This window comes from Thiomonas sp. OC7, assembly GCF_900634595.1.
Classification (GTDB): Bacteria; Pseudomonadota; Gammaproteobacteria; order Burkholderiales; family Burkholderiaceae_C; genus Thiomonas; species Thiomonas arsenitoxydans.
This window is the reverse complement of the sequence record NZ_LR131953.1, coordinates 2,402,827-2,427,608: the sequence shown is the minus strand read 5'-3', so window position 1 is coordinate 2,427,608 and position 24,782 is coordinate 2,402,827. Positions and strand designations below refer to the sequence as shown.

The following is a 24,782-nucleotide window of genomic DNA, read 5'->3' as shown; positions in this document are numbered from 1 at the left end:
CGGTCGCGGCTTGCAGGACAATGCGGTCAGCCGCCGCAACACCCGCTGACGACAAAACCAATATCTCTCGCACAGGGTCTTGAGCCCTTGCGGCACCCCACTGGATCGGTCCGTGATTCTGTACGAATACCCCTTGCACGAACGCGTGCGCACCCTGCTCAGGCTGGAACACCTGTTCCGCCGAGCCGATGTGTTGCAGCAAAGCGCCCTGCCGGAGCATCACCATTTCGCGCTGGTCACCCTGTTCGAGATCATGGATGTCGCAAGCCGCCAGGATCTCAAGTCTGAAATCCTCAAAGAACTCGAACGCCATCGGCAGACCTTCATCGGCTATCGCGGCAACCCGGCGGTGGCCGAGTCCGCGCTCGATGCCGTGCTCGGCGAACTCGATCAGGCCTACCAGGCGCTCGGTCAGCAGCACGGCCGCGTGGGCCAGAGCCTGCAGGACAACGAATGGCTCATGGCGATCCGCAGCCGGGCGGGCATTCCCGGCGGCACCTGTGAATTCGATCTGCCCGCCTATTACGCCTGGCAGCATTTGCCACAGCAACAGCGCCAGAGCAATCTAGCGCAATGGCTGCAGTCCTTTGCACCGCTGGCCAGCAGCATCGAACTCCTGTTGCGTCTGCTGCGCGACTCCGGCAGTACGCGCAAGATCCAGGCCGTCAATGGCGCCTACCAGCAACAACTCTCCGGCAAGACGTATCAACTGCTGCGACTGCGCATCGACGGCGCTCTGGGCCTGATCCCGGAAATCACCGGCCACCGGCTCATGGTGTCGGTGCGCTTCATGCAACCTGACGCCGATTGGCGCATCACGCCCAGCACGGATGAAGTGCCTTTCGACATGACTCTTTGTCCTTGATCGTCCTTGATTGGCCTTGAAACTTGCCATGGACTCAGATTCTTCTCCTACCTCGCGTCCCAAGGTGCGATGCCCGCAATGCGGCACACTCACCGTTTACAGCCTGAGCAATCCCTGGCGCCCGTTTTGCAGCGAGCGTTGCAAGTCGATTGATTTCGGCGCCTGGGCCAGCGAGAGCTATCGCGTGCCGACCAAACCCGACGCCGCTGATATAGACGCGCTCGAACAAGAACTCGAATGCAGCAATCTTCAGAACCGGGGCCAGCCCCACTGAGCACGCTACTGAGCGCCCAACGGAGCACACACCGAGCCGTGCGCAGCGTTCAGCCCCGCTCCTGCGCCAGCCACTCCAACACCGGCAACGCACCGGGCAGCACCGGGCTGAGCGTGACCGGCAGCGTTTGCCACGATAGTTGCTGGCCTTCGCGGCCCTGCGGGTCGCCGTCCCACGCGGTGATGCGGCAAAACTGCAGATCGACCAGGGCATGAGGATAGTCCATGCGCAGGCTGCGCCAGAACTGGGCCTGCCGCACCCGCACCCCCAGTTCTTCTTCAAACTCCCGGGCCAGCGCGTCCTGCAGCGACTCGCCGACTTCCAGCTTGCCCCCCGGAAACTCCCAATAGCCCGCATAGGGCTTGCCCTCGGGGCGCGAAGCCATGAGGAAGGCACCATCCGCGCGCACCATCAGCCCGACCGCCACCGCAACGGGCGTGCGCTGAGACGGGGACGGATTCACTTCCCGCCGCGCCCCGCCCAGTCGCGGGCGAACTGCCAGGCCACGCGGCCGGACCGGGAGCCTCGTTCCAGCGCCCAGACCAGCGACTCCTGCAAGGCCTTGTCCATCTGCTTGTCGGCCACCCCGAACGCGAGCAACCAATGCTCGGCGATGCGCAGATAGTCGTCTTGACTGTAGGGATAGAAACTCACCCAGAGCCCGAAGCGTTCGGACAGAGAAATTTTTTCTTCCACCACTTCGCCGGGGTGGATCTCGCCATTCTCGAGATGCTTGTAGCTCAGGTTCTCTTGCAGATACTCGGGCATGAGATGCCGCCGGTTGGAGGTGGCGTAGATCAGCACGTTGTCCGCCGTGGCGCTGACCGAGCCATCGAGCACCGACTTGAGCGCCTTGTAGCCCGGCTCGCCTTCCTCGAACGACAGATCGTCGCTGAACACGATGAAACGCTCGGGACGATCTGCGAGCAGGTCGGTGAGTTCGGGCAGATCGACCAGATCGGCCTTGTCCACCTCGATGAGACGCAACCCTTGGCGCGCGAATTTGTTCAGACTGGCCTTGACCAGGGACGATTTGCCCGTGCCGCGCGAGCCGGTGATGAGTACATTGTTAGCCGGCTTGCCCTGCACGAACTGGCGGGTATTGCGCTCGACCTTGCGGCGTTGATCTTCGATGCCGATCAGATCGTCGTAAGTGATGGGCGAGAGCTTGTGCACGGGCACCAACTGCTTGCGCCCGCCCTTGCTGATCCAGCGAAAGGCGACCGACGCCGCCCAGTCGGGCTCGGACAACGGTGTGGGCAGCAGCGTTTCCAGCCGATCGAGCAGGCCATGGGCTCGTTGAAACAGCGCGGCAAGCTGGCCGCTCAGATCAATGCAAACTGGCGCATCGGCACGAGGAGCATCCACTTCAACGCGGGCTTGGGTGCGGGCCGTCTTGCGGCGGGTTCCGGTTTGGGTCGGCATGGGCTCAGGAGCGGTAATCGGCATTGATGGACACGTAGTCGTGCGACAGATCGCAGGTCCACACCGTCGCCGCCGCCGCGCCGCGGCCCAAGGCGATGCGCACGGTGATCTCGGCCCGTTTCATCACGCGTTGGCCCTCTTCCTCGCGGTAAGCGGGATGGCGGCCGCCGCGCGTGGCGACATGCACATCGTCGAGATAGAGATCGACGCCCTCCACGTCGAGATCGGTCACCCCGGCGTAGCCCACTGCCGCCAGAATGCGGCCCAGATTCGGGTCACTGGCGAAGAAAGCGGTTTTCACCAAAGGGGAATGCGCCACGGCATAGGCCACCAAGCGCGCCTCGTCGCGGCTGCGTGCGCCTTCGGCCCGCACACTGATGAACTTGGTGGCGCCTTCGCCGTCGCGCACGATGGCCTGGGCGAGTTGCTGCGCCAGCGCGGTGAGCGCGGCCTGCAAGGCCTGAGCCTGCGAGCTGTCGGCGCGGGTGATCTTCGCCAGATCCGTCTTGCCCGTGGCGACGACGACGAGGGAATCGTTGGTCGAGGTGTCGCCATCGATGGTGATGCTGTTGAACGACTCGTCCGCCGCGGCGCGGGTGAGTTGCTGCAGCACTTCGGGCGCGACTGCGCAATCCGTGGCGATGAAGCCGAGCATGGTCGCCATATTCGGGCGGATCATGCCCGCGCCTTTGCTGATACCGCTCAGCGTCACGGTGACGCCGTCAATCACCACCTGCGTGCTCGCCGCCTTGGGCAAGGTGTCGGTGGTCATGATGGCGGCAGCGGCATCGAGCCAGCCTTCGCTGCGCGCTGCGGCCATCGCGGCGGGCAGGCCGCCAAGCAGGCGCTGCATGGGCAGCGGCTCCAGAATCACGCCGGTGGAAAACGGCAGCACCTGCTCGGGCTGCACGCCGAGCAGGCCCGCCAGTTCCACGCAGGTCTGCCGCGCATCGGCCAGGCCCTGAGCGCCAGTTCCGGCATTGGCGCAGCCGGTGTTGATGACCAGGGCGCGCACGTCCTGCCCGCCCGTGCTTTGCAGATGCTCGCGGCACACCTGCACCGGCGCGGCGCAAAACCGGTTCTGGGTGAACACTCCCGCCACGCTGGCGCCGGGTGCGATCTGGATGACGGTGACATCCTTGCGCCCCGGCTTGCGGATCTGCGCCTCGGCGACACCCAGCAAAACGCCCTCAACGGCGTGCAGGCGACTTGGATCAGGGACTTGAAGATTCACCGCCATGACAGACTCTCCACAACGTGATGCCATTCAGGATGGGCTGCAGGCCCGACGGGCCCTGCAGCCAAGTTCAACTCAGCTTGCCGTGGCAATGCTTGTATTTCTTGCCGCTGCCGCAAGGGCAGGGGTCGTTGCGACCGACCTTGGGGTAAGGATTTTCCGGCAGCGATGCAGCGGCGGCGCCGCCTGCGACGGCCATGCCGGCCAGCGCCGCCTCGGTGCTGTCGAGCACGGAAATGCCGGATGTCGCATCGGCATGCTGGAAGTTGATGTGGATGCGCTGCGCCTGCTGCTCCATGTTCTCGGCGGCTTGTTCGGCCTGCTCCGGGCTTTGCACCTGCACGGTCATCAGCACGCGGGTGACTTCGGACTTCACCGAATCGAGCATCATGCCAAACAGCTCGAACGCCTCGCGCTTGTATTCCTGCTTGGGCTGCTTTTGCGCATAGCCGCGCAGGTGGATGCCCTGGCGCAAATGATCGAGCGACGACAGATGCTCGCGCCATTGCTGGTCGAGGGTCTGCAACAGCACCACGCGCTCGAACTGGGCGAAGTTGTCGCGTCCGACCAGATCGACCTTGGTGGAGTAAGCGGTGTCGGCGGCTTCGAGCACGCGCTCGAGCACGTCCTCATCGGTCATGTTTTCGTCAGACTCCAGCCATTCTTTGAGCGGCAGCTCGATCTGCCATTCATCGCGCAGCACTTTTTCGAGGCCGGGAATATCCCACTGCTCTTCCATGCTCTGCTCGGGCACATAGGCGCGCACCAGATCGGAGAAGGCGCCTTGGCGCAGTGAGGTGATCTGCTCGCTGACCTCGGTGGAGTCGAGCAGTTCATTGCGCTGCTGATAGATGATCTTGCGCTGCTCGTTGGACACGTCGTCGTATTCGAGCAGTTGCTTGCGGATGTCGAAGTTGCGCGCCTCCACCTTGCGCTGGGCGCTTTCGATCGAGCGCGTCACCATGCCGGCTTCGATGGCTTCGCCCTCGGGCATTTTCAGCCGTTCCATGATGGCCTTGACGCGGTCGCCGGCAAAAATGCGCATCAGCGAGTCGTCGAGCGACAGGTAAAAGCGCGTTGAGCCGGGGTCGCCTTGCCGCCCGGAACGACCGCGTAGCTGGTTGTCGATCCGGCGGCTTTCATGCCGCTCGGTGCCGATGATGTGCAGGCCGCCTGCGGCAATCACCTGGTCGTGCAGCGATTGCCATTCGCTCTTGAGGGTGTGCACCTTGGCGGCTTTTTCCTCGTCCGACAGATTGGGATCGGCCTCGATGATCTCGCACTGTTTTTCCACATTGCCGCCGAGCACGATGTCGGTGCCCCGACCGGCCATATTGGTGGCGATGGTGATCATGCCAGGGCGTCCGGCCTGCGCCACGATCTCGGCTTCACGCGCGTGCTGCTTGGCGTTGAGCACCTGATGCGGCAGCTTTTTCTGCTGCAGCAGCATCGAGAGTTTTTCGCTGCTCTCGATGGAGGTGGTGCCCACCAGCACCGGCTGGCCGCGCTCGTGGCAGTCGCGGATGTCTTCGACCACGGCCAGATCGCGCTCGTGCGCGGTTTTGTACACCTTGTCCTGCGCATCCTTGCGGCGGATGGGCTTGTTGGTCGGGATGACCACGGTCTCGAGCTTGTAGATTTCCTGGAACTCGAAAGCCTCAGTATCGGCCGTCCCCGTCATGCCGCCGAGCTTGGCGTACATGCGGAAGTAGTTCTGGAAAGTGATCGAGGCCAGCGTCTGGTTCTCGCTCTGGATGTCCACGCCTTCCTTGGCTTCCACCGCCTGATGCAGCCCGTCGGACCAGCGGCGGCCCGCCATGATGCGGCCGGTGAACTCATCGACGATGATGACCTCGCCGTTCTGCACCACATAATGCTGGTCGCGGTGGTAGAGGTGATTGGCGCGCAGCGCCGCATACACATGGTGCATCAGCGCGATGTTGGCCGCGTCGTACAGCGTGGTGCCCGGGGGAATCAGCCCCATTTCGGTGAGGATGGCCTCGGTCTTTTCGTGGCCCGACTCGGTGAGGAACACCTGATGCGCTTTCTCATCGACGGTGAAATCGCCGGGTTTCTCCACACCTTTGCCGGTGATCGGGTCTTCCTCGCCGATCTGACGCTCCAGCCGTGGGACGATGACGTTGATCTTCTTGTAAAGATCGGTGTTGTCGTCGGCCTGACCAGAAATGATCAGCGGCGTGCGCGCCTCGTCGATCAGGATGGAGTCGACCTCGTCGATCAACGCGTAGTTCAGCCCGCGCTGCACCCGCTCGGCCGGCTCGTACACCATGTTGTCGCGCAGGTAATCGAAACCGTACTCGTTGTTGGTGCCGTAGGTCACATCGGCAGCGTAGGCCGCCTGCTTCTCTGGCTTGGTCATATTGGGCAGGTTGATGCCCACGGTCAAACCGAGGAAGGTGTAGAGACGGCTCATCCACTCGGCATCGCGCCGGGCCAGATAATCGTTCACCGTGACCACATGCACGCCTTTGCCCGAGAGCGCGTTGAGGTAAACCGGCAGCGTGCCCACCAGGGTCTTGCCCTCGCCGGTACGCATTTCGGCGATCTTGCCGTTGTGAAGCGCCATGCCGCCGATCATCTGCACATCGAAGTGCCGCATTTTCAACGCCCGCTTGCCCCCTTCGCGCACCACGGCAAACGCCTCTGGCAGCAGATCATCGAGACTGCGGCCATTTGCGACTTGCTGGCGAAACTCGGCGGTCTTGGCCTTGAGTTCATCGTCGCTGAGTTTTTCGAATTGCGGTTCCAGGGCGTTGATGCGCTCGACCACACGCCGGTACTGGCGCAGCAAACGTTCGTTGCGGCTACCGAACAGACTGGTGAGGAATTTGACTGGCATGGGAAGGCGGACTCCAGGCCCGCAGTCTTTGAGTATGGTTTTGAGGGAAGACCGCAGCGACAGACGCCCGCCCGGCTTTCCGAGAACATTTCATTGTATGCGTGCGTTTTGACCGTCCGCACCCTGGCACAATGGGGGTGGACTCTAGGATTTCCAGTCTGTTCCCTCTTCCCATGCCCACCCAACGCCCATCTGCCGCCGTGTCGCCTGCGCCTTTTATCCAGAAAGGCGCCGCATCGCTATCGGCCTGGGCGCGCGTTTCTCCGCCCATAGCCGCGCTGCGCGATGCGGCCACGTTTTCGCACCAGATGTGGCAATCCGCCCGTCCCTTGCTACCCCCGGCTTTGCTGGACGGCGTGCAGGCGGGGCGCTGGCAGGACGGGGTGTGGAGCCTGACCGCCAGTTCGAGCGCGGTGGCTGCCAAGCTCAGTCAGTTCAAGCCGACCCTGCTGCGGCACTTGCAAGACCGCGGCTTCGCCCTGCGCGACATGCGCATCCGGGTACAGCCACGGGCAGAGCGTGGGCCGCAAACGGCCCCGACAGCGACCCAGCCGCCCTCATGCCCGGATGCGGTCAAGGCAAGATTGCGTCAACTGCTGGAACAGGCCGACTAGTGCCTGTTAACGCCGTCAAAAAGCGAAGGTGGGAACGGCGCGAAAACCCGCCGGGGCGCGGGCGGCGTCTTCGAAGCTGACGATCTCGTAGCTGGATTCATCGGCAAAGAGCTCTCGCAGCAGCAGGTTGTTGACCATGTGGCCGCTGCGAAAGGCGCTGTACGCCCCGATCAGCGCCTTGCCCGCCACGTACAGATCGCCGATGGCGTCGAGCGTCTTGTGCTTGACGAACTCATCGTCGAAGCGCAGGCCCTCTTGGTTGAGCACGCGGTATTCGTCCATGACGATGGCGTTTTCCATGCTGCCACCCAGCGCCAGCCCGTTGCTGCGCAGGGTTTCGACATCGCGCATGAAGCCGAAGGTGCGAGCGCGGGCGATGTCTTTCACGTACGAGTCGCGCCCCAGCTCGAACACCGTGGACTGCGCGGTCTGATTGACGGCGGGGTGGTCGAAATCGATATCGAAACTCAGCTTGAAGCCGTCGTAGGGCTCCAGTCGCGCCCATTTCTGGTCGCTGCCTTGCCCGAGCCGCAATTCAACGGGCTTGCGTACGCGGATGAATCTTTTCGGTGCGTTTTGTAGCGCGATGCCTGCCGATTGCAGCAAATAGACGAACGAAGACGCTGAACCGTCGAGTATGGGGATTTCTTCCGCCGTGACGTCGATATACAGATTGTCGATCCCCAGACCGGAGCAGGCCGACAGCAAATGCTCAACGGTGTAGATCTTCACGTCGTCGCGCCCCAGCGTGGTCGCCATGCGCGTATCCACCACGGCAAACGGACTTAGCGGAATTTCGACCGGCTCGCTCAGATCGGTACGGGTGAACACGATGCCCGTATCGGGCGGGGCGGGGCGCAGGGTCAGTTCCACCCGCTCACTGCTGTGCAGGCCCACGCCGACAGCGCGGTTGACGGATTGGATGGTGCGTTGCGCCAACATGTCAATAACTTATGAGAATTCTTAATTTGATTGCCAGATGCTATGCATTCTAGGTGCCAAGCCTGAATTCTGCTGAAGACCCTGAAGCAGCACTGAGGCGCTTTCGGCCAGCGTTGCTGGCCCGCGTTGTTGACCCGCGTTGCCGTGCCCTGACAGGGAGGTGATCTGTCAGAGCGCAGCAACGCCTTTGCTCCTGCGCGGCGGCGACAAACCATGCGGAGTCGGGTCACTCCGTCGGGGGGACGGGCCAGCTCTGCGGTACGGCCCATGCCGCCACAGTGCATCGCCGCGTCCCGTCACCGGGCGCGTTTTTCGCGGAAAGGTTCAGTCCGCCTGCTTGCGCAGGAAAGCCGGAATTTCCATTTCCTCCATACCGCTTTGCATCAGCGCGTTCACATGCGCCGACGGTGCGCCGCGGCCGCTGCGCCAGATCGCCGGGCTTTGATACGGGTCCGCACCAGCCTGGCCGCCATAGCCCTGCGTGCGCAGCGGCATGTTGTCGGTGCCGGTGCGGATGATGGTGAGTTCCGGCGCGGCCTTTTCAGCCTTGCCGCACAAGCCGGTAGCCAGCACAGTGACGCGCAGCGAATCGCCCATGGTCGGGTCGTTGACCGTGCCGAAAATGATGTTGGCTTCCGGCGAGGCATAGGCGCGGATGGCGTTCATCGCCTCGCGCGTTTCGCCCAGGCGCAGCGAGTCGTCTGCGGTGATGTTCACCAGCACGCCCTTGGCGCCCGAGAGATCGACGCCGTCGAGCAGCGGGCAGACCACAGCCTGCTCGGCTGCCAGACGGGCGCGGTCGGGGCCGCTGGCCACCGCAGTGCCCATCATCGCCTTGCCCGGCTCGCCCATCACGCTCTTCACGTCCTCGAAGTCGGCGTTGATCAGGCCCGGCACATTGATGATCTCGGCAATGCCGCCGGTGGCGTTCTTCAGCACGTCATTGGCCTTGCCGAAGGCCTCTTTCTGGCTGATGTCGTCGCCATACACCTCTAGCAGCTTTTCGTTGAGCACGACGATGAGCGAATCGACATTGGCCTCCAGCTCGGCCAGGCCTTGCTCGGCGTTGGACATGCGCTTGGAGCCCTCAAAGTCGAACGGGCGGGTCACCACTGCCACTGTCAGGATGCCCATTTCGCGGGCGATCTTGGCGATCACCGGAGCGGCGCCCGTGCCGGTGCCGCCGCCCATGCCGGCCGTGATGAACAGCATGTGCGCGCCTTCGAGCGCATCACGAATCTGGCCACGCGCCTGATCCGCCGCCTCGCGCCCGACCACCGGCTTGCCGCCAGCGCCCAGACCCGTCTTGCCCAGCTGCAGGAACTGATGCGCGCCCGAGGTCTTGAGCGCCTGGGCATCGGTGTTGGCGCAGATGAACTCCACGCCACGCACGCCCGAGGCGATCATGTGTTCGACCGCGTTGCCGCCGCCGCCGCCAACACCGATCACCTTGATGTTGGTCCCTTGGTTGAACGCGCTGTGGGCGTCGTTCTCGATCATTTCAAAAGCCATGTCACACCTCCGTTAAAAACCGGCTGACGCACCCTACGCCCGCCGAACACACTCTGCGGGGCGGCACCCGGACCCTCCGGGCACCGCCCCGCAGAACTCAAAAATTCCCTGCAAACCATTCGCGCAAACGTCCCAGCGAGCCCTTGACTGAACTGCTCTTTTGCGCAAGGCGTGCGCCGCGCTGCCGCTGGTGCAAGGCCTCGGCCAACAGTCCCATGACCGTGGCCATGCGCGGATTGCGCACCATGTCGGCCAGCGGGCCGGTGTAGCTGGGCGCGCCCACGCGCACCGGCTTGAGAAAAATGTCTTCCGCCAGTTCGACCATGCCGGGCATCTGCGCCGAACCGCCGCAGAGCACCACACCGGAGGACAGCACTTCCTCGAAGTGGGAATCGCGAATGACCTGCTGTGCCAGCGCGAAAATTTCTTCGGTACGGGGCTCGATCACGCTCGCAAGCACCTGCCGCGACAGCATGCGCGGCCCACGGTCGCCCAGCCCAGGCACCTCCAGCGTCTCTTCGGGATTGGCCAGCACCTGCTTGGCGATGCCGTGCTCGATCTTGATGTCTTCGGCGTCGCGCGTGGGCGTGCGCAGGGCCATGGCGATATCGCTGGTGACCAGCTCTCCGGCCACCGGAATGATGGCGGTATGGCGGATGGCGCCCCCGGTGTAGATGGCGATGTCGGTCACGCCGGCGCCGATGTCCACCACCGCCACGCCGAGTTCCTTCTCGTCCTCGGTGAGCACGGCGTGGCTAGACGCCAGCGGGTGCAGCACCAGTTGCTCGACCTCCAGGCCACAGCGGCGCACGCACTTGAGCACGTTTTCCGCGGCAGTCTGCGCCCCGGTGACGATGTGCACGTTCACCTCCAGCCGCACGCCGCTCATGCCCACCGGCTCTTTCACGTCCTGGCCGTCGATGATGAACTCCTGCGGCTCGACCAGCAGCAAGCGCTGATCCGCCGGAATGTTCACCGCCTTGGCGGTTTCGATCACGCGGGTGACATCGGCCTGCGTGACTTCGCGATCCTTGATGGCCACCATGCCGTGCGAGTTCTGCCCGCGGATGTGGCTGCCGGTGATGCCGGTGATCACATGGGTGATCTTGCAATCGGCCATCAGTTCGGCTTCCTTCAAGGCCGCCTGGATGGATTGCACCGTCGCCTCGATGTCCACCACCACCCCGCGGCGCATGCCCGCGGTCGGCGCCTGGCCCATGCCGACGATCTTGAATCCCGCCGCCGGGTTGTCGCGATCGGCCAGCATTTCGGCCACCACCACCAGCACTTTGGAGGTGCCGATGTCCAGCGCCACCACCAGATCCTTGTAGTCCTTGGCCATATCAGTCTTTCCTCCCCGCGAGTTGCGGTGTCTTGTTCGTTGTCTTGTTCATGCCCGGCAGATCCACGCCTTGCAGATGCACGGCGAAGCCGTTGGGATAGCGCAGATCGACGCTGTCGATGGACCGCCCGTAGCGGGCTTCGAGCTGCGGCATCAGGGTCATGAACTGTTTGAGTCGGGTCTGCGTCGCCGCGCTGTCGGGCGCACTGCCCAGGTCGATGCTCAGGCCCGAGCGCGTCTGCACGCTCCAGTTGCCGCCGCTGCCTTGCGCCAGCGTGGCGACGGTCTGATGAAATTCCTGCATCAAAGGCTGCAGCTTCTGGCTCATCTGCAAGACCTGCGCGCTGGTTCCCGCCGGGCCGCTGAGCTGCGGCAGACCCAGCCCCTGGACTTCGCCGAGGTTGGCGGTGAACGCCTGCCCCTGCGCGTTGACCAGTTGCGGCGCGCTGCCCGGCTCGCGCCAGATGGCCACCGGCTGCTGCGCCTGCAGCGTGACGACCAGTTGCATCGGCCACAGCCTCTGCACCACCGCGGTACGCACCCACGGCAGGCTCTCGAACACCCGCTGCGCCTGCGCAAGATTGATGGTGAGGAAATTGCCCCGCAACTGCGGCAGGGCCTCGGCCCGTACTGTCACCGGACTGATGCGCTGCAGGTCGCCCTGAAGCCGCACGGCGCGGATGTCCCACCAGTTGCGCTGCATCAGCCAGTGCCCGGCCACGAACAGGCAACCGAGCGCCACCAGCCAGAACAGGGCACGCGAAGTGCCTTGCATCAGGCGGATGTCGAGCGGGAGTTCGCGCGGGGCGTAGCTGCTCATCGGTCGCTCCTCCCGCCGCCGCCGGGCCGCCCCAAGGCGGGCTTTTCCCCCTCCCAACCTCCCCCACGGCGTGGGGGAGGAGTGTTTGCTCCCTCTCCACTTGTGGGGAGGGCCGGAGTGGGGATGGCCCCCTCGGGGGGCAGCGCAGGCGAAGCCGCAGCTTGGGGGTCAACCCCCTTATGCGGTTGATCGAGCGCCGCCATGCTGAGGATGAGCAGGCACAGATCGGCGTATTCCAGCCCGGCCACGCGCGCGGCCATGGGCACCAGTGAATGCGAGGTCATGCCGGGCGAGGTGTTGATCTCCAGCAGAAAGGGCTGGCGGTCGGTCGCGCGAATCATGACGTCGGCCCGCGCCCAGCCGCGGCTGCCCAGCGTGCGATAGCTGCGCAAGACCAGATCCTGAATGCGCGCTTCTTCGTCGGCCGGAAGTTCGCTTGGGCAGATATAGCGGGTGTCGTCGCTGAAATACTTGTGTTCGTAGTCGTAGTTGCCGCCGGGGGCGACGATGCGGATGAGCGGCAGCGCCCGCGCCTGATCGCCCGCGCCGATCACCGCGCAGGTCACTTCGTCGCCCTCGATGAACTGCTCCACCAGCACCCGGCTGTCGAAGCGTGCGGCTTCGAGATAGGCGGCTTGCACTTCGGCCTCGCTGTCGGCGCGCTTCAGACCCAGCGTGGAGCCTTCATGCGTGGCCTTGAAAATCAGCGGAAAGCCCAAGTCGGCCGCCGCCGCGCGAGCCTCGATGAGCGTGCCCACCTCGCGCCATTTGGGTGTGGACAGGTTCTCGAAATGCCACAGCCGCTTGGTCATGGCCTTGTCGATCGCCAGGGCCGAGGCCAGCACGCCCGGCCCGGTGTAGGGAATGCCGAGCAGTTCCAGCGCGCCCTGCACCGTGCCGTCTTCACCCCAGCGGCCATGCAGATTGATGAACGCGCGCTGCGCACCAAACGACTTGAGCGCCGCCAGGTCGTCCACCGACGGATCGAAAGCAAAGGCATCGACCCCGCGCGACTGCAGCGCGGCGAGCACGCCCTTGCCCGACATCAGCGACACCTCGCGCTCGGCGGAAAGACCGCCCATGAGCACCGCGACCCGGCCCAGACCGCGCGGATCGATTTGCGGCCAGGGGGTCATTGCGCGGTCTCCTTTGCCGTCGCCACCACTTGAGCGGCCACCGCGCCGATGGAACCTGCCCCCATGCAGATCAGCACGTCGCCCTCGCGCGCCATCTCCAGTATGGCTTGCGGCAGATCGGCTACGGCTTCGACGAACACCGGCTCGGTCTTGCCGGCCACGCGCACCGCACGCGCCAGGCTGCGACCGTCGGCCGCGACCAGCGGGGCTTCACCGGCGGAGTACACCTCGGCCAGCAGCACCGCGTCGGCCTCGCCGAGCACTTTCACGAAGTCTTCAAACAGATCGCGGGTGCGGGTGTAGCGATGCGGCTGAAAGGCAAGTACCAAGCGCCGCCCCGGAAAGGCGCCACGGGCCGCCGCCAGCGTGGCCGCCATTTCGACTGGATGGTGGCCGTAATCGTCGATCAGGGTGAAGTGCCCGCCGTGGTGAGCCGCCACTTCGCCATAGCGCTGGAAGCGCCGACCCACGCCGGTGAACCCGGCCAGCGCGCGCTGGATGGCGGCGTCGTCCACATTCAGTTCGGTGGCCACGGCGATGGCGGCCAGCGCGTTCTGCACGTTGTGCCGCCCCGGCAGGTTGAGCGTGACGGCCAGCGGCGGCAGTTGCACGCCGTTGCGGCGCAGCACGGTGAAGTGCATCTGTGCGCCCTCGGCCCGCACGTCGATGGCGCGCACCTGCGCGTCTTCGGCAAAGCCGTAGCTGGTGATGGGCTTGGAAACAAACGGCATGATGCCGCGCACCGCCGCGTCGTCCACGCAGAGTACCGCCGCGCCGTAGAACGGCAGCCGGGCGATGAAATCGACGAAGGCATGGCGCAGTCGGGCCGGGTCGTGGCCGTAGGTATCCATGTGGTCGGCATCGATATTGGTGACCACGGCCATCACCGGCAGCAGGTTGAGGAAGGAGGCGTCGGATTCGTCGGCCTCGACCACGATGTATTCGCCCTGCCCGAGCTTCGCGTTGACCCCGGCGCTATTGAGCCGTCCGCCGATCACGAAGGTCGGATCGAGCCCGCCCTCGGCCAGCACACTGGCGACCAGACTGGTAGTGGTGGTCTTGCCATGCGTGCCCGCAATCGCAATGCCGCGCTTCAGGCGCATCAGCTCGGCCAGCATGACCGCGCGCGGCACTACCGGAATATGGCGCGCACGCGCTGCGAGCACCTCGGGGTTGTCGGCACGCACAGCGGTGGAAACGACCACGGCATCGGCATCCTGCACCTGAGCGGCGTCGTGCCCGATGGACACGCGCAGGCCCAGCTCGCGCAGTCGGCGCACGGTGGCGCTCTCGCTCAGATCCGAGCCGCTGATGGCATAGCCCAGGTTGTGCAGCACTTCGGCAATGCCGCTCATGCCGGCGCCGCCGATGCCGACGAAATGAATTTTGCGAATGGCGTGTTTCATCGCCCTTGCCTTCCTGTTTGTTTGCTCGTTTCGCGTCCCGCCAGCAGGGCGTTACAGCCCGCCACGACCGCCTGCACCGCATCCGGCCGCGCCAGGCCACGTGCGGCCTGTGCCAGCTGCAGCAGGCGCGTGCGGTCCAGGCTTTGCAGCAGCTCGGCCAGCCCCTGCGCGCTCAGGTCGCGTTGTTGAATCAGCAGCGCCGCATCGCGGCCTGCGAGAAATTTCGCGTTCACCGTCTGGTGGTCATCGACCGCATGGGGAAACGGCACGAACAGCGCCGCCACACCGGCGCAGGCTACTTCGGTCACGGTCGAGGCACCGGCGCGGCAGATCACCAGATCGGCCTGTGCATAAGCCGCGGCCATGTCGTCGATGAAGGCCACGCAGTCGGCTTGCACCCCGGCGTCGACATAAGCCTGTTGCAGGGTTGGCAGATGCTTGGCCCCGCTTTGATGACGCACCTGCGGGCGTTCGACTGCAGGCAAAAGCGCCAGCGCCTGCGGCACCAGCGAGTTGAGCGCCTGCGCGCCGAGACTGCCGCCGACCACGAGCACCTGCAGCGGCCCGCTACGACCGGCGTAACGCTGCTCGGGCGAAGGCAAGGCGCAGATCTCCGCACGCACCGGATTGCCCACCCACTGCGCACCCGGCAGCGCGTCGGGAAACGCGGTGTAGCTGCGGTCGGCCAGGCGCGCGAGCACCTTGTTGGCCAGACCGGCGACGGCGTTCTGCTCATGCACCACCAGCTTGGCCCCAGCCCACACGCTCATCAAGCCACCGGGAAAGGCGATATAGCCGCCCATGCTCACCACCACGTCGGCGCCAACGCGGCGCAAGCCGCGTAAAGCCTGCCAGAAGGCTCGCAGCAGGTTGAGCGGCAGCAGCAGTTTGGTCAGCAGCCCTTTGCCGCGCAGGCCACCGAAGCGCACCCAAAGCATCTCGAAGCCGTGACGCGGGGCGAGCTGCGCCTCCATGCCGGTGGGCGCGCCCATCCAGTGCACCGTCCAGCCCGCAGCGCGCAAGCCCTCGCCCACGGCAATGCCGGGGAAGATGTGGCCGCCGGTGCCCCCGGCCATGATGACGGCCACTGGCGCAGCCGAGGGCGACAGGGGTAAGGCGCCGGGCCGCCCCAAGCCTTGCCCCGCCCCCCGGGGGGAAAGCGCCGCAACGCGGTGCTCTCGGGGGGGGACTTCCCCGAACAAGGCGCCGGGCCGCCCCAAGCCTTGTTCCGCCCCCTGGGGGGGGAGCGCCGCAACGCGGCGATCTCGGGGGGGGCTTTTCATACATGCCCTCCGCGCATCAACACTCGGTTCTCGAAATCGACACGCAGCAGCACGGCAATGGCCATGCAGTTGAGCAGCAGCGCCGAGCCGCCATAGCTCATCAGCGGCAGCGTCAGCCCCTTGGTGGGCAGCAGACCGAGGTTCACGCCGATATTGATGAAGGCCTGCCCGCCGATCCACACGCCGATGCCTTGCGCCACCAGCGCGCTGTACATGCGGTCGAGCACCAGCGCCTGACGGCCGATGTCGAAGGCGCGGCGCACGATCCAGTAGAACGCGAAGATCACCACGCCGACGCCCACCAGACCCAGTTCCTCGCCGATGATGGCCAGCAGAAAGTCGGTGTGCGCTTCCGGCAGGTAATGCAGTTTTTCGATGCTGCCGCCGAGGCCGACGCCGAACCACTCGCCGCGCCCCATCGCAATCAGCGCGTGCGAGAGCTGATAGGCGCTGCCCAGCGCATTCGATTCCGACCAGGGGTTGAGATAGGCGAAGATGCGGTCCCGCCGCCAGGGCGAGAGCACGATCATCAACACAAAGGCGCCGATCACCGCCACGCTGAACACCGAAAACAGCTTGCCATTGGCCCCGCCGAGAAACAGGATGGCCAAGGCGATGGAAGCAATGACCAGGAAGGCGCCCATGTCGGGCTCGGCCAGCAGCAGCACGCCCACGATCATCATCACCGCCATCATCGGCAGGAAGGTCTTGAGCAGGCTTTGCTTGACCTCCTGCTTGCGCACCATGAAATCGGCGGCATAGATGAGCGCGGTGAGCTTGACCAGTTCGGAGGGCTGGAAGTTCAGCCCGCCGGGGAAAACCACCCAGCGCTTGGAGCCGTTCACGTCCTTGCCGATATGCGGCAACAACACGAGCACCAGCCCGATCAGCGAGAGGAAGAAAAAGCGCATCGACCATTTCTGCAGCTCGGCCATCGGAATCTGCACCACGATCCAGCTTGCCAGCAAGGCCGCCGCGATGGAGAACAAATCACGGATGAAATAGTGGTAGGGCGACCACTGCGCATAGCGCGGCGAGTCGTGGAAGGAAATCGTGGCCGAATACACCATCACCAGGCCGTAGGCCAGCAGCAGCAGCGTGACCCAGACCAGGTTCTGGTCGTACTCCAGCATGCGCGAATTGCGCGGCGCACTATGCCCCACGCGCACCGGCAGATCGGCCGCTGCCTTGTCGCGCTTGCGACCGAGGAAGGGCAACATGCGCTCAAGCATGGTCGGCCCCTTCGTTCCAGACTTGTCCACGCGCTTCGGCCAACTCGCGCACGGCGGCGACAAACACCTCGGCACGATGCGCGTAGTTGCGGAACATGTCCAGACTGGCACAAGCGGGTGACAACAGCGCCGCGTCGCCGGTCTTCGCCAGCGTGGCGGCGCGCTGCACAGCCTGCTCCAGGGACTGCGTGAATTCGGTGGGGGCCAGCCCCTGCAGCTCCGCGGCGATGGCCTGCGCATCGCGGCCGATCAGCACCGCAGCGCGCAGCCGCGCGGCCTGCGCGCGCAGCGGCGAAAAGTCCTGCCCCTTGCCGTCCCCACCGGCGATCAGAACCACCGGCGTTTCCATGCCCGCCAGCGCCGCCACCGTGGCGCCGACATTGGTGCCCTTGCTGTCGTCGATCCAGCGCACGCCGTCGATCACCGCCACGGTCTGCATGCGATGCGGCTCGCCGCGATACTCACGCAGGGCATGCAGCATGGGCGCGAGCGGCGCGCCCACGGCATCGCCCAGCGCCAGCGCGGCCAGGGCATTGGCGATGTTGTGCGCGCCTTGAATGCGCAGGGCTTCCGCGGGCATCAAACGCTGCATCTGGAGCCCGGCCTCGGGCAAGGCGCCGGGCCGCCCCAAGCCTTGCCCGGCCCCCTGGGGGGAGATCGCCGCACCGCGGCGATTTCGAGGGGAGCCCTCTTCCGGGAGAGCGCGCACCAGCCAGTCGATGCCGCCTTCGCGCACCACGCCCCAGTCTCCGGGTTGTTGCGGCGCGGACAAACCAAAGCGCCGCAGCTTGCGCCCCGGGCGCTGCATGGCCAGCACCTGCGGATCGTCGCGGTTGAGCACCATAACGCCCTGCGCGCTCTGATTGCCGAAGATGTTGGCCTTGTCGGCAGCGTAGGCCGTCATGTCGCCGTGCCAGTCGAGATGGTCCTGGGTGATGTTGAGCACCGTGGCGGCGTCGGCGGCGAAGCCCTCCATGCCATGAAGCTGGAAGCTGGAGAGCTCCAGCACCCAGGCGGCAGGAAGGTCGTCGGCGTCAAGCCGGGCCTGCAGCGCGTCGAGCATGGACGGCGAAATATTGCCCGCCACTGCCACGCTCCAGCCCGCGCGCGCGAGCATCAACCCGGTCAAACGTGTGACGGTGGTCTTGCCGTTGGTGCCGGTGATGGCGACGATCTTGGGCGCATAGCCTCGCTCTGCGCGCAGCGCGTTGAGCGCCCACTGGAACAGATGCAGCTCACCGGCCATCGGCACGCCGCGTTCGGCGGCTGCCTGTGTGAGCGCGGCAAACTCGGCCGCGTGCGGCGCGATGCCGGGGCTACGCAGCAGCAGTTGCGCGTCGCCCAGCAGGTCGGCGCTCAGGCTACCGCAATGCACCTGCGCCGATGGCACTTCGCGCTGCAGCGCAGCCAACCCAGGCGGGGCGCTGCGGCTGTCGGCCACGCGCACCTGCGCGCCCTGCGCCGCACACCAGCGCGCCATCGCCAGACCGGATTCGCCCAGACCGAGCACGAGAACGGAGAGTGAGTTCAGGTTCATCGCAGCTTCAGACTCGCCAGGCCCACCAAACAGAGCATCATGGTGACGATCCAGAACCGCACCACGACCTGTGACTCTTTCACCCCGAGTTGCTCGAAGTGATGGTGCAGCGGCGCCATTTTGAAAATGCGCCGTCCTACGCCGTACTTCTTCTTGGTGTATTTGAAGTAGGTCACCTGAATCATCACCGACACGGTTTCGGCGACGAACACGCCGCCCATGATGGCCAGCACGATTTCCTGGCGGACGATCACGGCGATGGTGCCCAAGGCGCCGCCCAGCGCCAGCGCGCCCACGTCGCCCATGAACACCTGCGCTGGATAGGCGTTGAACCACAGAAAGGCCAGCCCGGCGCCGACCATGGCGCCCACGAAAATCAGCAACTCCCCTGTTCCCGGAATGAAGGGGAACAGCAGGTATTTGGAATAGACCGCATTGCCGGTGACATAGGCAAACACGCCCAGCGAACTTCCGACCATGACCACAGGCATGATGGCTAGGCCATCGGCGCCGTCGGTGAGGTTGACCGCGTTGCTGCTGCCCACGATGACCAGATAGCTCAGCACGATGAAGCCAGTCACGCCCAGCGGATAACTGACCGATTTGAAGAACGGCACGATGAGGTCGGAAGCGGGGGGCAAGGGCATGCTCATGCCGCTTTGCAACCACGCCACGAACAGATGCCAGACCTCGGCGTTGCCTTTGCCCGACACGGCGAAGGCCAGATAGAACGCGGCGGCCACGCCGATGAGCGTCTGCCAGAAGTATTTGTCGCGCGAGCGCATGCCGTTGGGGTCGCGGTACACCACCTTGCGGTAATCGTCGGCCCAGCCGATGGCGCCGAAACCGAGCGTGACCAACAGCACCAGCCAGACGAAGCGGTTGCTCAGATCCATCCACAGCAGCGTGGACACGCCGATGGACAGCAGGATGAGCACCCCGCCCATGGTGGGCGTGCCGGTCTTGATGAGATGCGTTTGCGGCCCGTCCTGACGCACGGCCTGGCCGACCTTCATCGCGGTGAGTTTGCGGATGACTGCGGGGCCCGCGAGCAGGCCGATGAACAGCGCGGTGAGCGTGCTCATCACCGCACGGAAAGTGATGTAGTTGAACACCCGAAAAAAACGCAGATCGGGCGAGAGCTCCATCAGCCACATGGCCAGACTATGCAGCATGGTGCACCTCCTGCGTAGACGCGCCGTTGCCATTCGCCGCCAGCGCGGCGATGGCCTGCACCGCGCGCTCCATGCGCATAAAGCGCGAGCCTTTGACCAGCACGGTGTCGAATTCGCGCAGCGCCGCGGCATCCAGGGTGAAGTCCATCAAGTCGGGCTGATGCTTTGCTGCCGCCAGGCCCGCCGCCTGTGCGGCCGCGACCGCCTGCGCCGTCATGGCGCCGCAGGCCCACAGCGCCGCCACGCCGCGCTGGGCCGCATACGCACCCACTTCGGCATGGAAGGCCGGGCCGTTGTCACCGACTTCGCCCATATCGCCGAGCAGCAGCAGGCTGCGCCCGGGCAGCTCGGCCAACACGTCGATGGCGGCGCGCACCGAGTCGGGATTGGCGTTGTAGCTGTCGTCGATCAGCAGCAGCGTGTGCTCGTCGGCGCAACGCAGACGCCGCGGCACCAGACGCCCGGCCACCGGAGCGAACGCCTCCAGCCCACGGCAGATCGCATCCAGCGGCGCGCCTGCGGCCAAGGCCGCTGCGGTCGCCGCCAGCGCATTGCGCGCGTTGTGCCGCCCCAGCAGTTGCAGGCCCACTTCGGCATGGCCCGCCGGGGTATGCAATTGCAGCCGCAACTGGCCCTGCCGATAAAACGCATGGCCGCTGACTTCAGCCTCCACGTCCGCCTCAGCCGCCTCGCGCAGGGCAAAGCGCAAAACACGCCGACCGGCAGCTTGCGCCACCCAGATCGCGGTCTGGGCGTCGTCTGCGGGAAACACCGCCACCCCGGTCTGCGGCAATGCGGCGAGCACCGCGCCGTTTTCGTGCGCGACCGCTTCGACGCTGTGCATGAATTCCTGATGCTCGCGCTGGGCGTTGTTCACCAGCGCCACGGTGGGCTCGGCCAGACTGGCGAGCCAGGCGATCTCGCCCGGATGGTTCATGCCCAGCTCCACCACGGCGGCCTGATGTTGCGGCCGCAAGCGCAGCAAAGTGAGCGGCAGACCCACCTCGTTGTTGAAGTTGCCCTGCGTCGCCAGACGCCGGTCTTGCCCCTGCCACGCCGCCAGAATGCTGGCGAGCATCTGCGTCACCGTGGTCTTGCCATTGCTGCCGGTCACCGCGATCAGCGGCAAGGTCTGCTGGCGCCGCCAGCCTCGCGCCAACAGGCCCAATGCGCGCAGGGTGTCGGGCGCCTCGATGCCCGGCAGCCCGGAGGCGGCCACGCCTTGTTCGGCCAGCAGGGCGCGCGCACCAGCGGCCGCTGCCTGCGGCAGAAAGTCGTGCGCATCGAAGCGGGCGCCGCGCAAGGCGACGAACAGCGCACCCGGCGTGAGTTTGCGGCTGTCGGTCTCGATGGCGCTCACCGCCACATCGGCCTCGCCGATGAGGCGGGCCTCGGGCCCGATCCAGTCGCGCAATTCGCCCAGGCTGCAAAGCCCTGCGTCGCGCGCGGCCAGTGCCATGCGGGCATGGAAGGCGTCGCTGAAGGCTTGCTTGTGTCCGGCGATCTCTTGCGTGTTTTCGTGCCCCTTGCCCGCAATGAGCACCACGTCGTGCACAGCGGCGTGTGACAGGGTTTGGGCGATGGCGGCGGCGCGGTCTTCGATCAGCAGGGCTTGCGCGGGTTGCTGCAGACCGGCGAGCAGATCTTGCAGAATGGCGCCCGGCGCTTCGCTGCGCGGGTTGTCGCTGGTGAGCACCACGCGGTCGGCGTGGGCCTCGGCGGCCTGCGCCATCAGCGGGCGTTTGCGCGCATCGCGGTCGCCACCGGCGCCGAACACGCACCACAACTTGCCTTTGCGCTTGGCGGTGACAGGCCGCAGCGCTTGAAGCGCCTTGTCCAGCGCGTCGGGCGTGTGGGCGTAGTCGATGACGGCTAGCGGCGCACCGATGCCGCCCAGCATCTGCATGCGCCCCGGCACCGCGCGCACCGTGCGCAAGGCGGCGGTAATGGCGGCGTCATCCAGCCCCGTGGTGTGCAGCAGCGCGGCAACCACCAGCAAATTGCGCAGGTTGAAAGCGCCCAGCACGGGCAGATCCAGCGCGTGGCGATGGTGGTGATGCACCAGAGTGAGACGCTGGCCGGTGGAAGTCTGCACCACGTCCTCCGCACACCAGTCGGCCTTGGCGATCATCGCGGTGGTTTGCACCTGCAGCCCCCGGCTGCGGCAATCGGCGAGCAAGACGCTTGCGGCGTAGGGATCGTCGATATCCAGTACGGCATGCTGCAGCCCCGGCCAGACGAACAGCGCCCGCTTGGCGCGCGCATAGGCCGCCATGTCGCCGTGGTAGTCGAGATGGTCTTGCGTCAGATTGGTGAATGCAGCCGCATGAATAGCGCAACCCGCCAGGCGATGTTCGTCCAGGCCGATGCTTGATGCCTCGATGGCGCACCAAAGCGCGCCTTGCTCGCGCAGCCGCGCCAGGATCGTCTGCAGACGCACCGGGTCGGGCGTGGTGAAGCCGGTGGGCTGCAGCGCGTCCGGCCATCCGGCGCCCAGCGTGCCGATCACCCCGCAGCGCTGCCCAGCCGCGTTCAGGGCCTGCGCTGCCCACAAAGCGCAGGAGGTCTTGCCATTGGTGCCGGTCACGGCCAGCAGCTTGACGGCTTGAGAGCGCCCCCAGGGCCGGGCTGCGCCCAGCCCGCCGCCCGCGGGGGTCAAGGAAACTTGGGGCGGCCCTGCGTTTCCTTGAGAGGGATGTCCGTACCAGGCCGCCGCCAGCGGCCCGGCCAGCGCCTTGAGCCCATCAACGGTCAGAATGCGCGGATCGGTGAAGCCGAAATGCTGCGCGCCCTCGGCCTCGATCAGCGCGGCCGCAGCCCCCGCGGCCAAGGCCTGCGCCACGAACTGACGCGGATCGCGCGCCGCCCCCGGCCAGGCGACGAACACCTCGCCGGGCTGCAGGCTGCGGCTGTCGGCGCTCCACGGCGCATCGGCCGCGACGCCCAAGGCGCGCAACGCTTGCAGCACGGTATCGACCGCTTTCGGCGTGTGATTCATGCGCCCCCCTTCATCGCCCGGCCCGCCGGGAGTTGCAGGGCTTGCGCGGTTTGCGCGGGAACGAGATCGGGCTTGACCGGCAGGTCGGGCTGTACCCCGAGAATGCGCAGCGCCTGCGGCACCACCGCACCGAACACCGGGGCCGACACCTGACCGCCGAAGTGCTTGCCACCCGTCGGTTGATCGACCGAAACCGCCATCACCAGCACCGGGTGGTGGATCGGCGCCAGCCCGACGAATTGCGCCCGGAACAGCTTTTTGTCGTACTTGCCATCCTTGGCAATCCAAGCGGTGCCGGTCTTGCCGCCAGTGGAGTAACCCGGCACGGCCGCCGCCGGTGCGGTGCCGCCGGGCTGCGTCACCAGCGCCAGCATGCCGCGCATTTCGCGCGCCACGGTGGGAGAGACGACCTGCACGCCTTCGGGCGCCTCATCGTGCTTGAACAGGGTGACCGGGAAAATGCGGCCACGGTCGGCGAAGATGAGATAGGCATGCGCCAGCTGCAGGGTGGAGATACCCAACCCGTAACCGAACCCCATGGTGATGCGGTCGATCGGGCGCCAGCGTTTCATCGGCCGCATCAGCCCGCTGGTCGCGCCGGGAAACTCGATCTGCGGACGTTGGCCGAAGCCCACCGCGGTGTACATATTCCACTGCACTTGCGCTGGCATCTTGCTCACCACCTGCGAAGTGGCGACGTTGCTCGAATACTGGATGACCTGGGGCAGCTCGATATTGCCGTTGTTGCTGTCATCGCAGATATTGGCGCCGTAAAACTGCTGGCAGCCCGGCGCGGTATGGAACACCGTCGTCGGGGTGATGATGCCGGCCTGCAAGGCTGCGCTCAGGGTGATAGGCTTGAGCACTGAGCCGGGTTCAAAGGCATCGGTCACCGCGTAGTTGCGGATGTCCGCCTCGGTCATGCGCTTGCGGCTATTCGGATCGAAGCTGGGGTAGTTGGCCATTGCCAGAATTTCGCCCGTTTTCGCATCGATCACCACCGCACTGCCGTTCTTGGCCTTGTTGTCCTCGACCGACTGCTTGAGCGCCTGGTAGGTGAGATACTGAATCTTGCTGTCGATCGACAGGCGCACATCCTGTCCGTCCACCGGGGGCACGCCGCCCGACACATCCTCGATCACATTACCCAGCCGGTCTTTCACGACCTTGCGCACCCCGGGGTGCCCGGCCAGCCGCGCTTGCAGCGCCAGCTCCATGCCGTCCTGCCCCTGGCCTTCGATATTGGAAAAGCCGATGAGCTGCGCCGCCGCCGAGCCTTCCGGGTAGTAGCGTTTGTAGCTGGGCGATTCATAAATGCCCTTGATGCCCAGCGCCTTGACCTCCTTGGCCACGTCGATGTCCACCTGCCGCTTGAGATAGACGAACTGCTTGTTGGAGTCGAGCCGGCGCTGCAGATCGGCGGCGTTCAGGCCGAGCAGCCGGGCGAGTTGCTGCACCTTGTCGTTGCCCGACTCGACCTGCGTGGGATCGGCCCAGATGGTCTTGGCCGGGATGCTCGACGCCAGAATGTTGCCGTTGCGGTCGAGAATGCGGCCGCGCATCGCCGGCAGCTCGATGGTGCGCACAAAGCGCAGATCGCCCTGGTTCTGATAGAACTGCGTCGTCCACACCTGCACCCAGAAGGCGCGCAGACCCAGCGCCGCAAACGCCGCAAACAGCAGCCCCTTCACCAGCCAAGCGCGACCCGGCGGCAACTTCACATTCAGCAGCGGGCTCTTGCCATAGCTGGCTGCCGACTTGGGCGCACGCATAGCCGGATTCTTCATCGCCGCGCACCTTGACTAGCCGGTTTCGGCTGGGACTGCGGCATGACGGGCAGCGGCGGCAGGGTGGCCTGGCCTTCGTGTACGAAGATGGTGCGCGCCGCCGTGATGGGGCGCATGTCGAGCTGGGTGCGCGCGATTCTCTCGATGCGGCCCGGCGCACTCATCGCGCGATATTCCACCTGCAGACGATCCTTATCCATCTGCAACTGCTCGGCCCTTTGCTGCGCCACATCCAGCGCGGCAAACGTGCGCCTGCCCTGGTACTGCGCGCGCACCACCGACATGGCGCACAGCACCACGACAAACAGCAGCAGAAAGTTGATTCGGGTCATCGCGT

At 65.6% G+C, this 24,782-nt stretch carries 20 protein-coding genes; 3 read left to right on the top strand and 17 right to left on the bottom strand.

The features are described from left to right. The first annotated feature begins 112 nt into the window (after nucleotides 1–112). Nucleotides 113–865: a cell division protein ZapD gene (zapD, locus tag BIO17B3_RS11590; RefSeq protein WP_013104547.1), complete on the top strand. Its 753-nt coding sequence runs from the start codon at nucleotides 113–115 to the stop codon at nucleotides 863–865. A gap of 28 nt (nucleotides 866–893) precedes the next feature. Continuing rightward, on the top strand, nucleotides 894–1,139 hold the full coding sequence (locus BIO17B3_RS11585) for a DNA gyrase inhibitor YacG (RefSeq protein ID WP_156054179.1): 246 nt from the start codon (nucleotides 894–896) through the stop codon (nucleotides 1,137–1,139). Between the two features lie 49 nt (nucleotides 1,140–1,188). Here the strand turns inward: BIO17B3_RS11585 and BIO17B3_RS11580 are convergent, their stop codons facing one another. From BIO17B3_RS11580 to secA, 4 genes are all read right to left on the bottom strand, one after another. Next, a complete protein-coding gene (locus BIO17B3_RS11580) occupies nucleotides 1,189–1,602 on the bottom strand; it encodes an NUDIX domain-containing protein (protein ID WP_156054178.1) in 414 nt (137 codons plus the stop codon). Continuing rightward, on the bottom strand, nucleotides 1,599–2,564 hold the full coding sequence (locus tag BIO17B3_RS11575) for an ATP-binding protein (RefSeq protein ID WP_232054271.1): 966 nt from the start codon (nucleotides 2,562–2,564) through the stop codon (nucleotides 1,599–1,601). The genes BIO17B3_RS11580 and BIO17B3_RS11575 overlap by 4 nt, the downstream gene beginning before the upstream one ends. A gap of 4 nt (nucleotides 2,565–2,568) precedes the next feature. Continuing rightward, entirely contained in the window at nucleotides 2,569–3,804 is a 1,236-nt protein-coding gene (gene argJ, locus BIO17B3_RS11570; RefSeq protein WP_156054177.1) for a bifunctional glutamate N-acetyltransferase/amino-acid acetyltransferase ArgJ, read from the bottom strand. 67 nt (nucleotides 3,805–3,871) lie between these two features. Then, nucleotides 3,872–6,661 carry a preprotein translocase subunit SecA gene (gene secA, locus BIO17B3_RS11565; protein WP_156054176.1) on the bottom strand — a complete coding sequence of 930 codons (2,790 nt, stop codon included), beginning with the start codon at nucleotides 6,659–6,661 and terminating at the stop codon, nucleotides 3,872–3,874. Between the two features lie 173 nt (nucleotides 6,662–6,834). Here secA and BIO17B3_RS11560 point away from each other — a divergent pair, with 173 nt between their 5' ends. Beyond that, complete coding sequence (locus BIO17B3_RS11560) at nucleotides 6,835–7,275, top strand: DciA family protein (protein ID WP_232054270.1); 441 nt, start codon at nucleotides 6,835–6,837, stop codon at nucleotides 7,273–7,275. Nucleotides 7,276–7,290: 15 nt separating this feature from the next. Here the strand turns inward: BIO17B3_RS11560 and lpxC are convergent, their stop codons facing one another. The 13 genes from lpxC to ftsL all read right to left on the bottom strand — a co-directional run bounded on the left by lpxC (nucleotide 7,291) and on the right by ftsL (nucleotide 24,777). Further along, nucleotides 7,291–8,217: a UDP-3-O-acyl-N-acetylglucosamine deacetylase gene (lpxC, locus tag BIO17B3_RS11555; RefSeq protein ID WP_156054174.1), complete on the bottom strand. Its 927-nt coding sequence runs from the start codon at nucleotides 8,215–8,217 to the stop codon at nucleotides 7,291–7,293. A gap of 324 nt (nucleotides 8,218–8,541) precedes the next feature. Continuing rightward, the gene (gene ftsZ, locus BIO17B3_RS11550; protein WP_156054173.1) at nucleotides 8,542–9,729 is read right to left on the bottom strand and encodes a cell division protein FtsZ; all 1,188 of its coding nucleotides are present in this window, start codon (nucleotides 9,727–9,729) and stop codon (nucleotides 8,542–8,544) included. Between the two features lie 97 nt (nucleotides 9,730–9,826). Next, the gene (ftsA, locus tag BIO17B3_RS11545) at nucleotides 9,827–11,071 is read right to left on the bottom strand and encodes a cell division protein FtsA (protein ID WP_156054172.1); all 1,245 of its coding nucleotides are present in this window, start codon (nucleotides 11,069–11,071) and stop codon (nucleotides 9,827–9,829) included. A 1-nt stretch (nucleotide 11,072) separates the two neighbouring features. Continuing rightward, on the bottom strand, nucleotides 11,073–11,891 hold the full coding sequence (locus BIO17B3_RS11540; protein WP_156054171.1) for a cell division protein FtsQ/DivIB: 819 nt from the start codon (nucleotides 11,889–11,891) through the stop codon (nucleotides 11,073–11,075). Continuing rightward, on the bottom strand, nucleotides 11,888–13,027 hold the full coding sequence (locus BIO17B3_RS11535; RefSeq protein WP_156054170.1) for a D-alanine--D-alanine ligase: 1,140 nt from the start codon (nucleotides 13,025–13,027) through the stop codon (nucleotides 11,888–11,890). Before BIO17B3_RS11535 ends, BIO17B3_RS11540 begins: the two co-directional genes overlap by 4 nt. Next, nucleotides 13,024–14,433 (bottom strand): UDP-N-acetylmuramate--L-alanine ligase, encoded by a 1,410-nt coding sequence (murC, locus tag BIO17B3_RS11530; RefSeq protein WP_156054169.1) that lies wholly within the window; start codon nucleotides 14,431–14,433, stop codon nucleotides 13,024–13,026. Before murC ends, BIO17B3_RS11535 begins: the two co-directional genes overlap by 4 nt. After that, nucleotides 14,430–15,509, bottom strand: a complete 1,080-nt coding sequence (gene murG, locus BIO17B3_RS11525; RefSeq protein ID WP_156054168.1) for an undecaprenyldiphospho-muramoylpentapeptide beta-N-acetylglucosaminyltransferase — start codon at nucleotides 15,507–15,509, stop codon at nucleotides 14,430–14,432. Before murG ends, murC begins: the two co-directional genes overlap by 4 nt. Nucleotides 15,510–15,712: 203 nt before the next feature. Continuing rightward, nucleotides 15,713–16,948, bottom strand: a complete 1,236-nt coding sequence (gene ftsW / locus BIO17B3_RS11520; protein ID WP_156054167.1) for a putative lipid II flippase FtsW — start codon at nucleotides 16,946–16,948, stop codon at nucleotides 15,713–15,715. Further along, the gene (gene murD, locus BIO17B3_RS11515) at nucleotides 16,941–18,485 is read right to left on the bottom strand and encodes a UDP-N-acetylmuramoyl-L-alanine--D-glutamate ligase (protein ID WP_156054166.1); all 1,545 of its coding nucleotides are present in this window, start codon (nucleotides 18,483–18,485) and stop codon (nucleotides 16,941–16,943) included. Before murD ends, ftsW begins: the two co-directional genes overlap by 8 nt. Then, nucleotides 18,482–19,660: a phospho-N-acetylmuramoyl-pentapeptide-transferase gene (gene mraY, locus BIO17B3_RS11510; RefSeq protein ID WP_013104531.1), complete on the bottom strand. Its 1,179-nt coding sequence runs from the start codon at nucleotides 19,658–19,660 to the stop codon at nucleotides 18,482–18,484. Before mraY ends, murD begins: the two co-directional genes overlap by 4 nt. Continuing rightward, a complete protein-coding gene (gene murF / locus BIO17B3_RS11505; RefSeq protein ID WP_156054165.1) occupies nucleotides 19,650–22,658 on the bottom strand; it encodes a bifunctional UDP-N-acetylmuramoyl-L-alanyl-D-glutamate--2,6-diaminopimelate ligase MurE/UDP-N-acetylmuramoyl-tripeptide--D-alanyl-D-alanine ligase MurF in 3,009 nt (1,002 codons plus the stop codon). The genes mraY and murF overlap by 11 nt, the downstream gene beginning before the upstream one ends. Then, a complete protein-coding gene (locus BIO17B3_RS11500; RefSeq protein ID WP_156054164.1) occupies nucleotides 22,655–24,445 on the bottom strand; it encodes a penicillin-binding protein 2 in 1,791 nt (596 codons plus the stop codon). The genes murF and BIO17B3_RS11500 overlap by 4 nt, the downstream gene beginning before the upstream one ends. After that, entirely contained in the window at nucleotides 24,442–24,777 is a 336-nt protein-coding gene (ftsL, locus tag BIO17B3_RS11495) for a cell division protein FtsL (protein WP_013122138.1), read from the bottom strand. Before ftsL ends, BIO17B3_RS11500 begins: the two co-directional genes overlap by 4 nt. Nucleotides 24,778–24,782 lie beyond the last annotated feature (5 nt).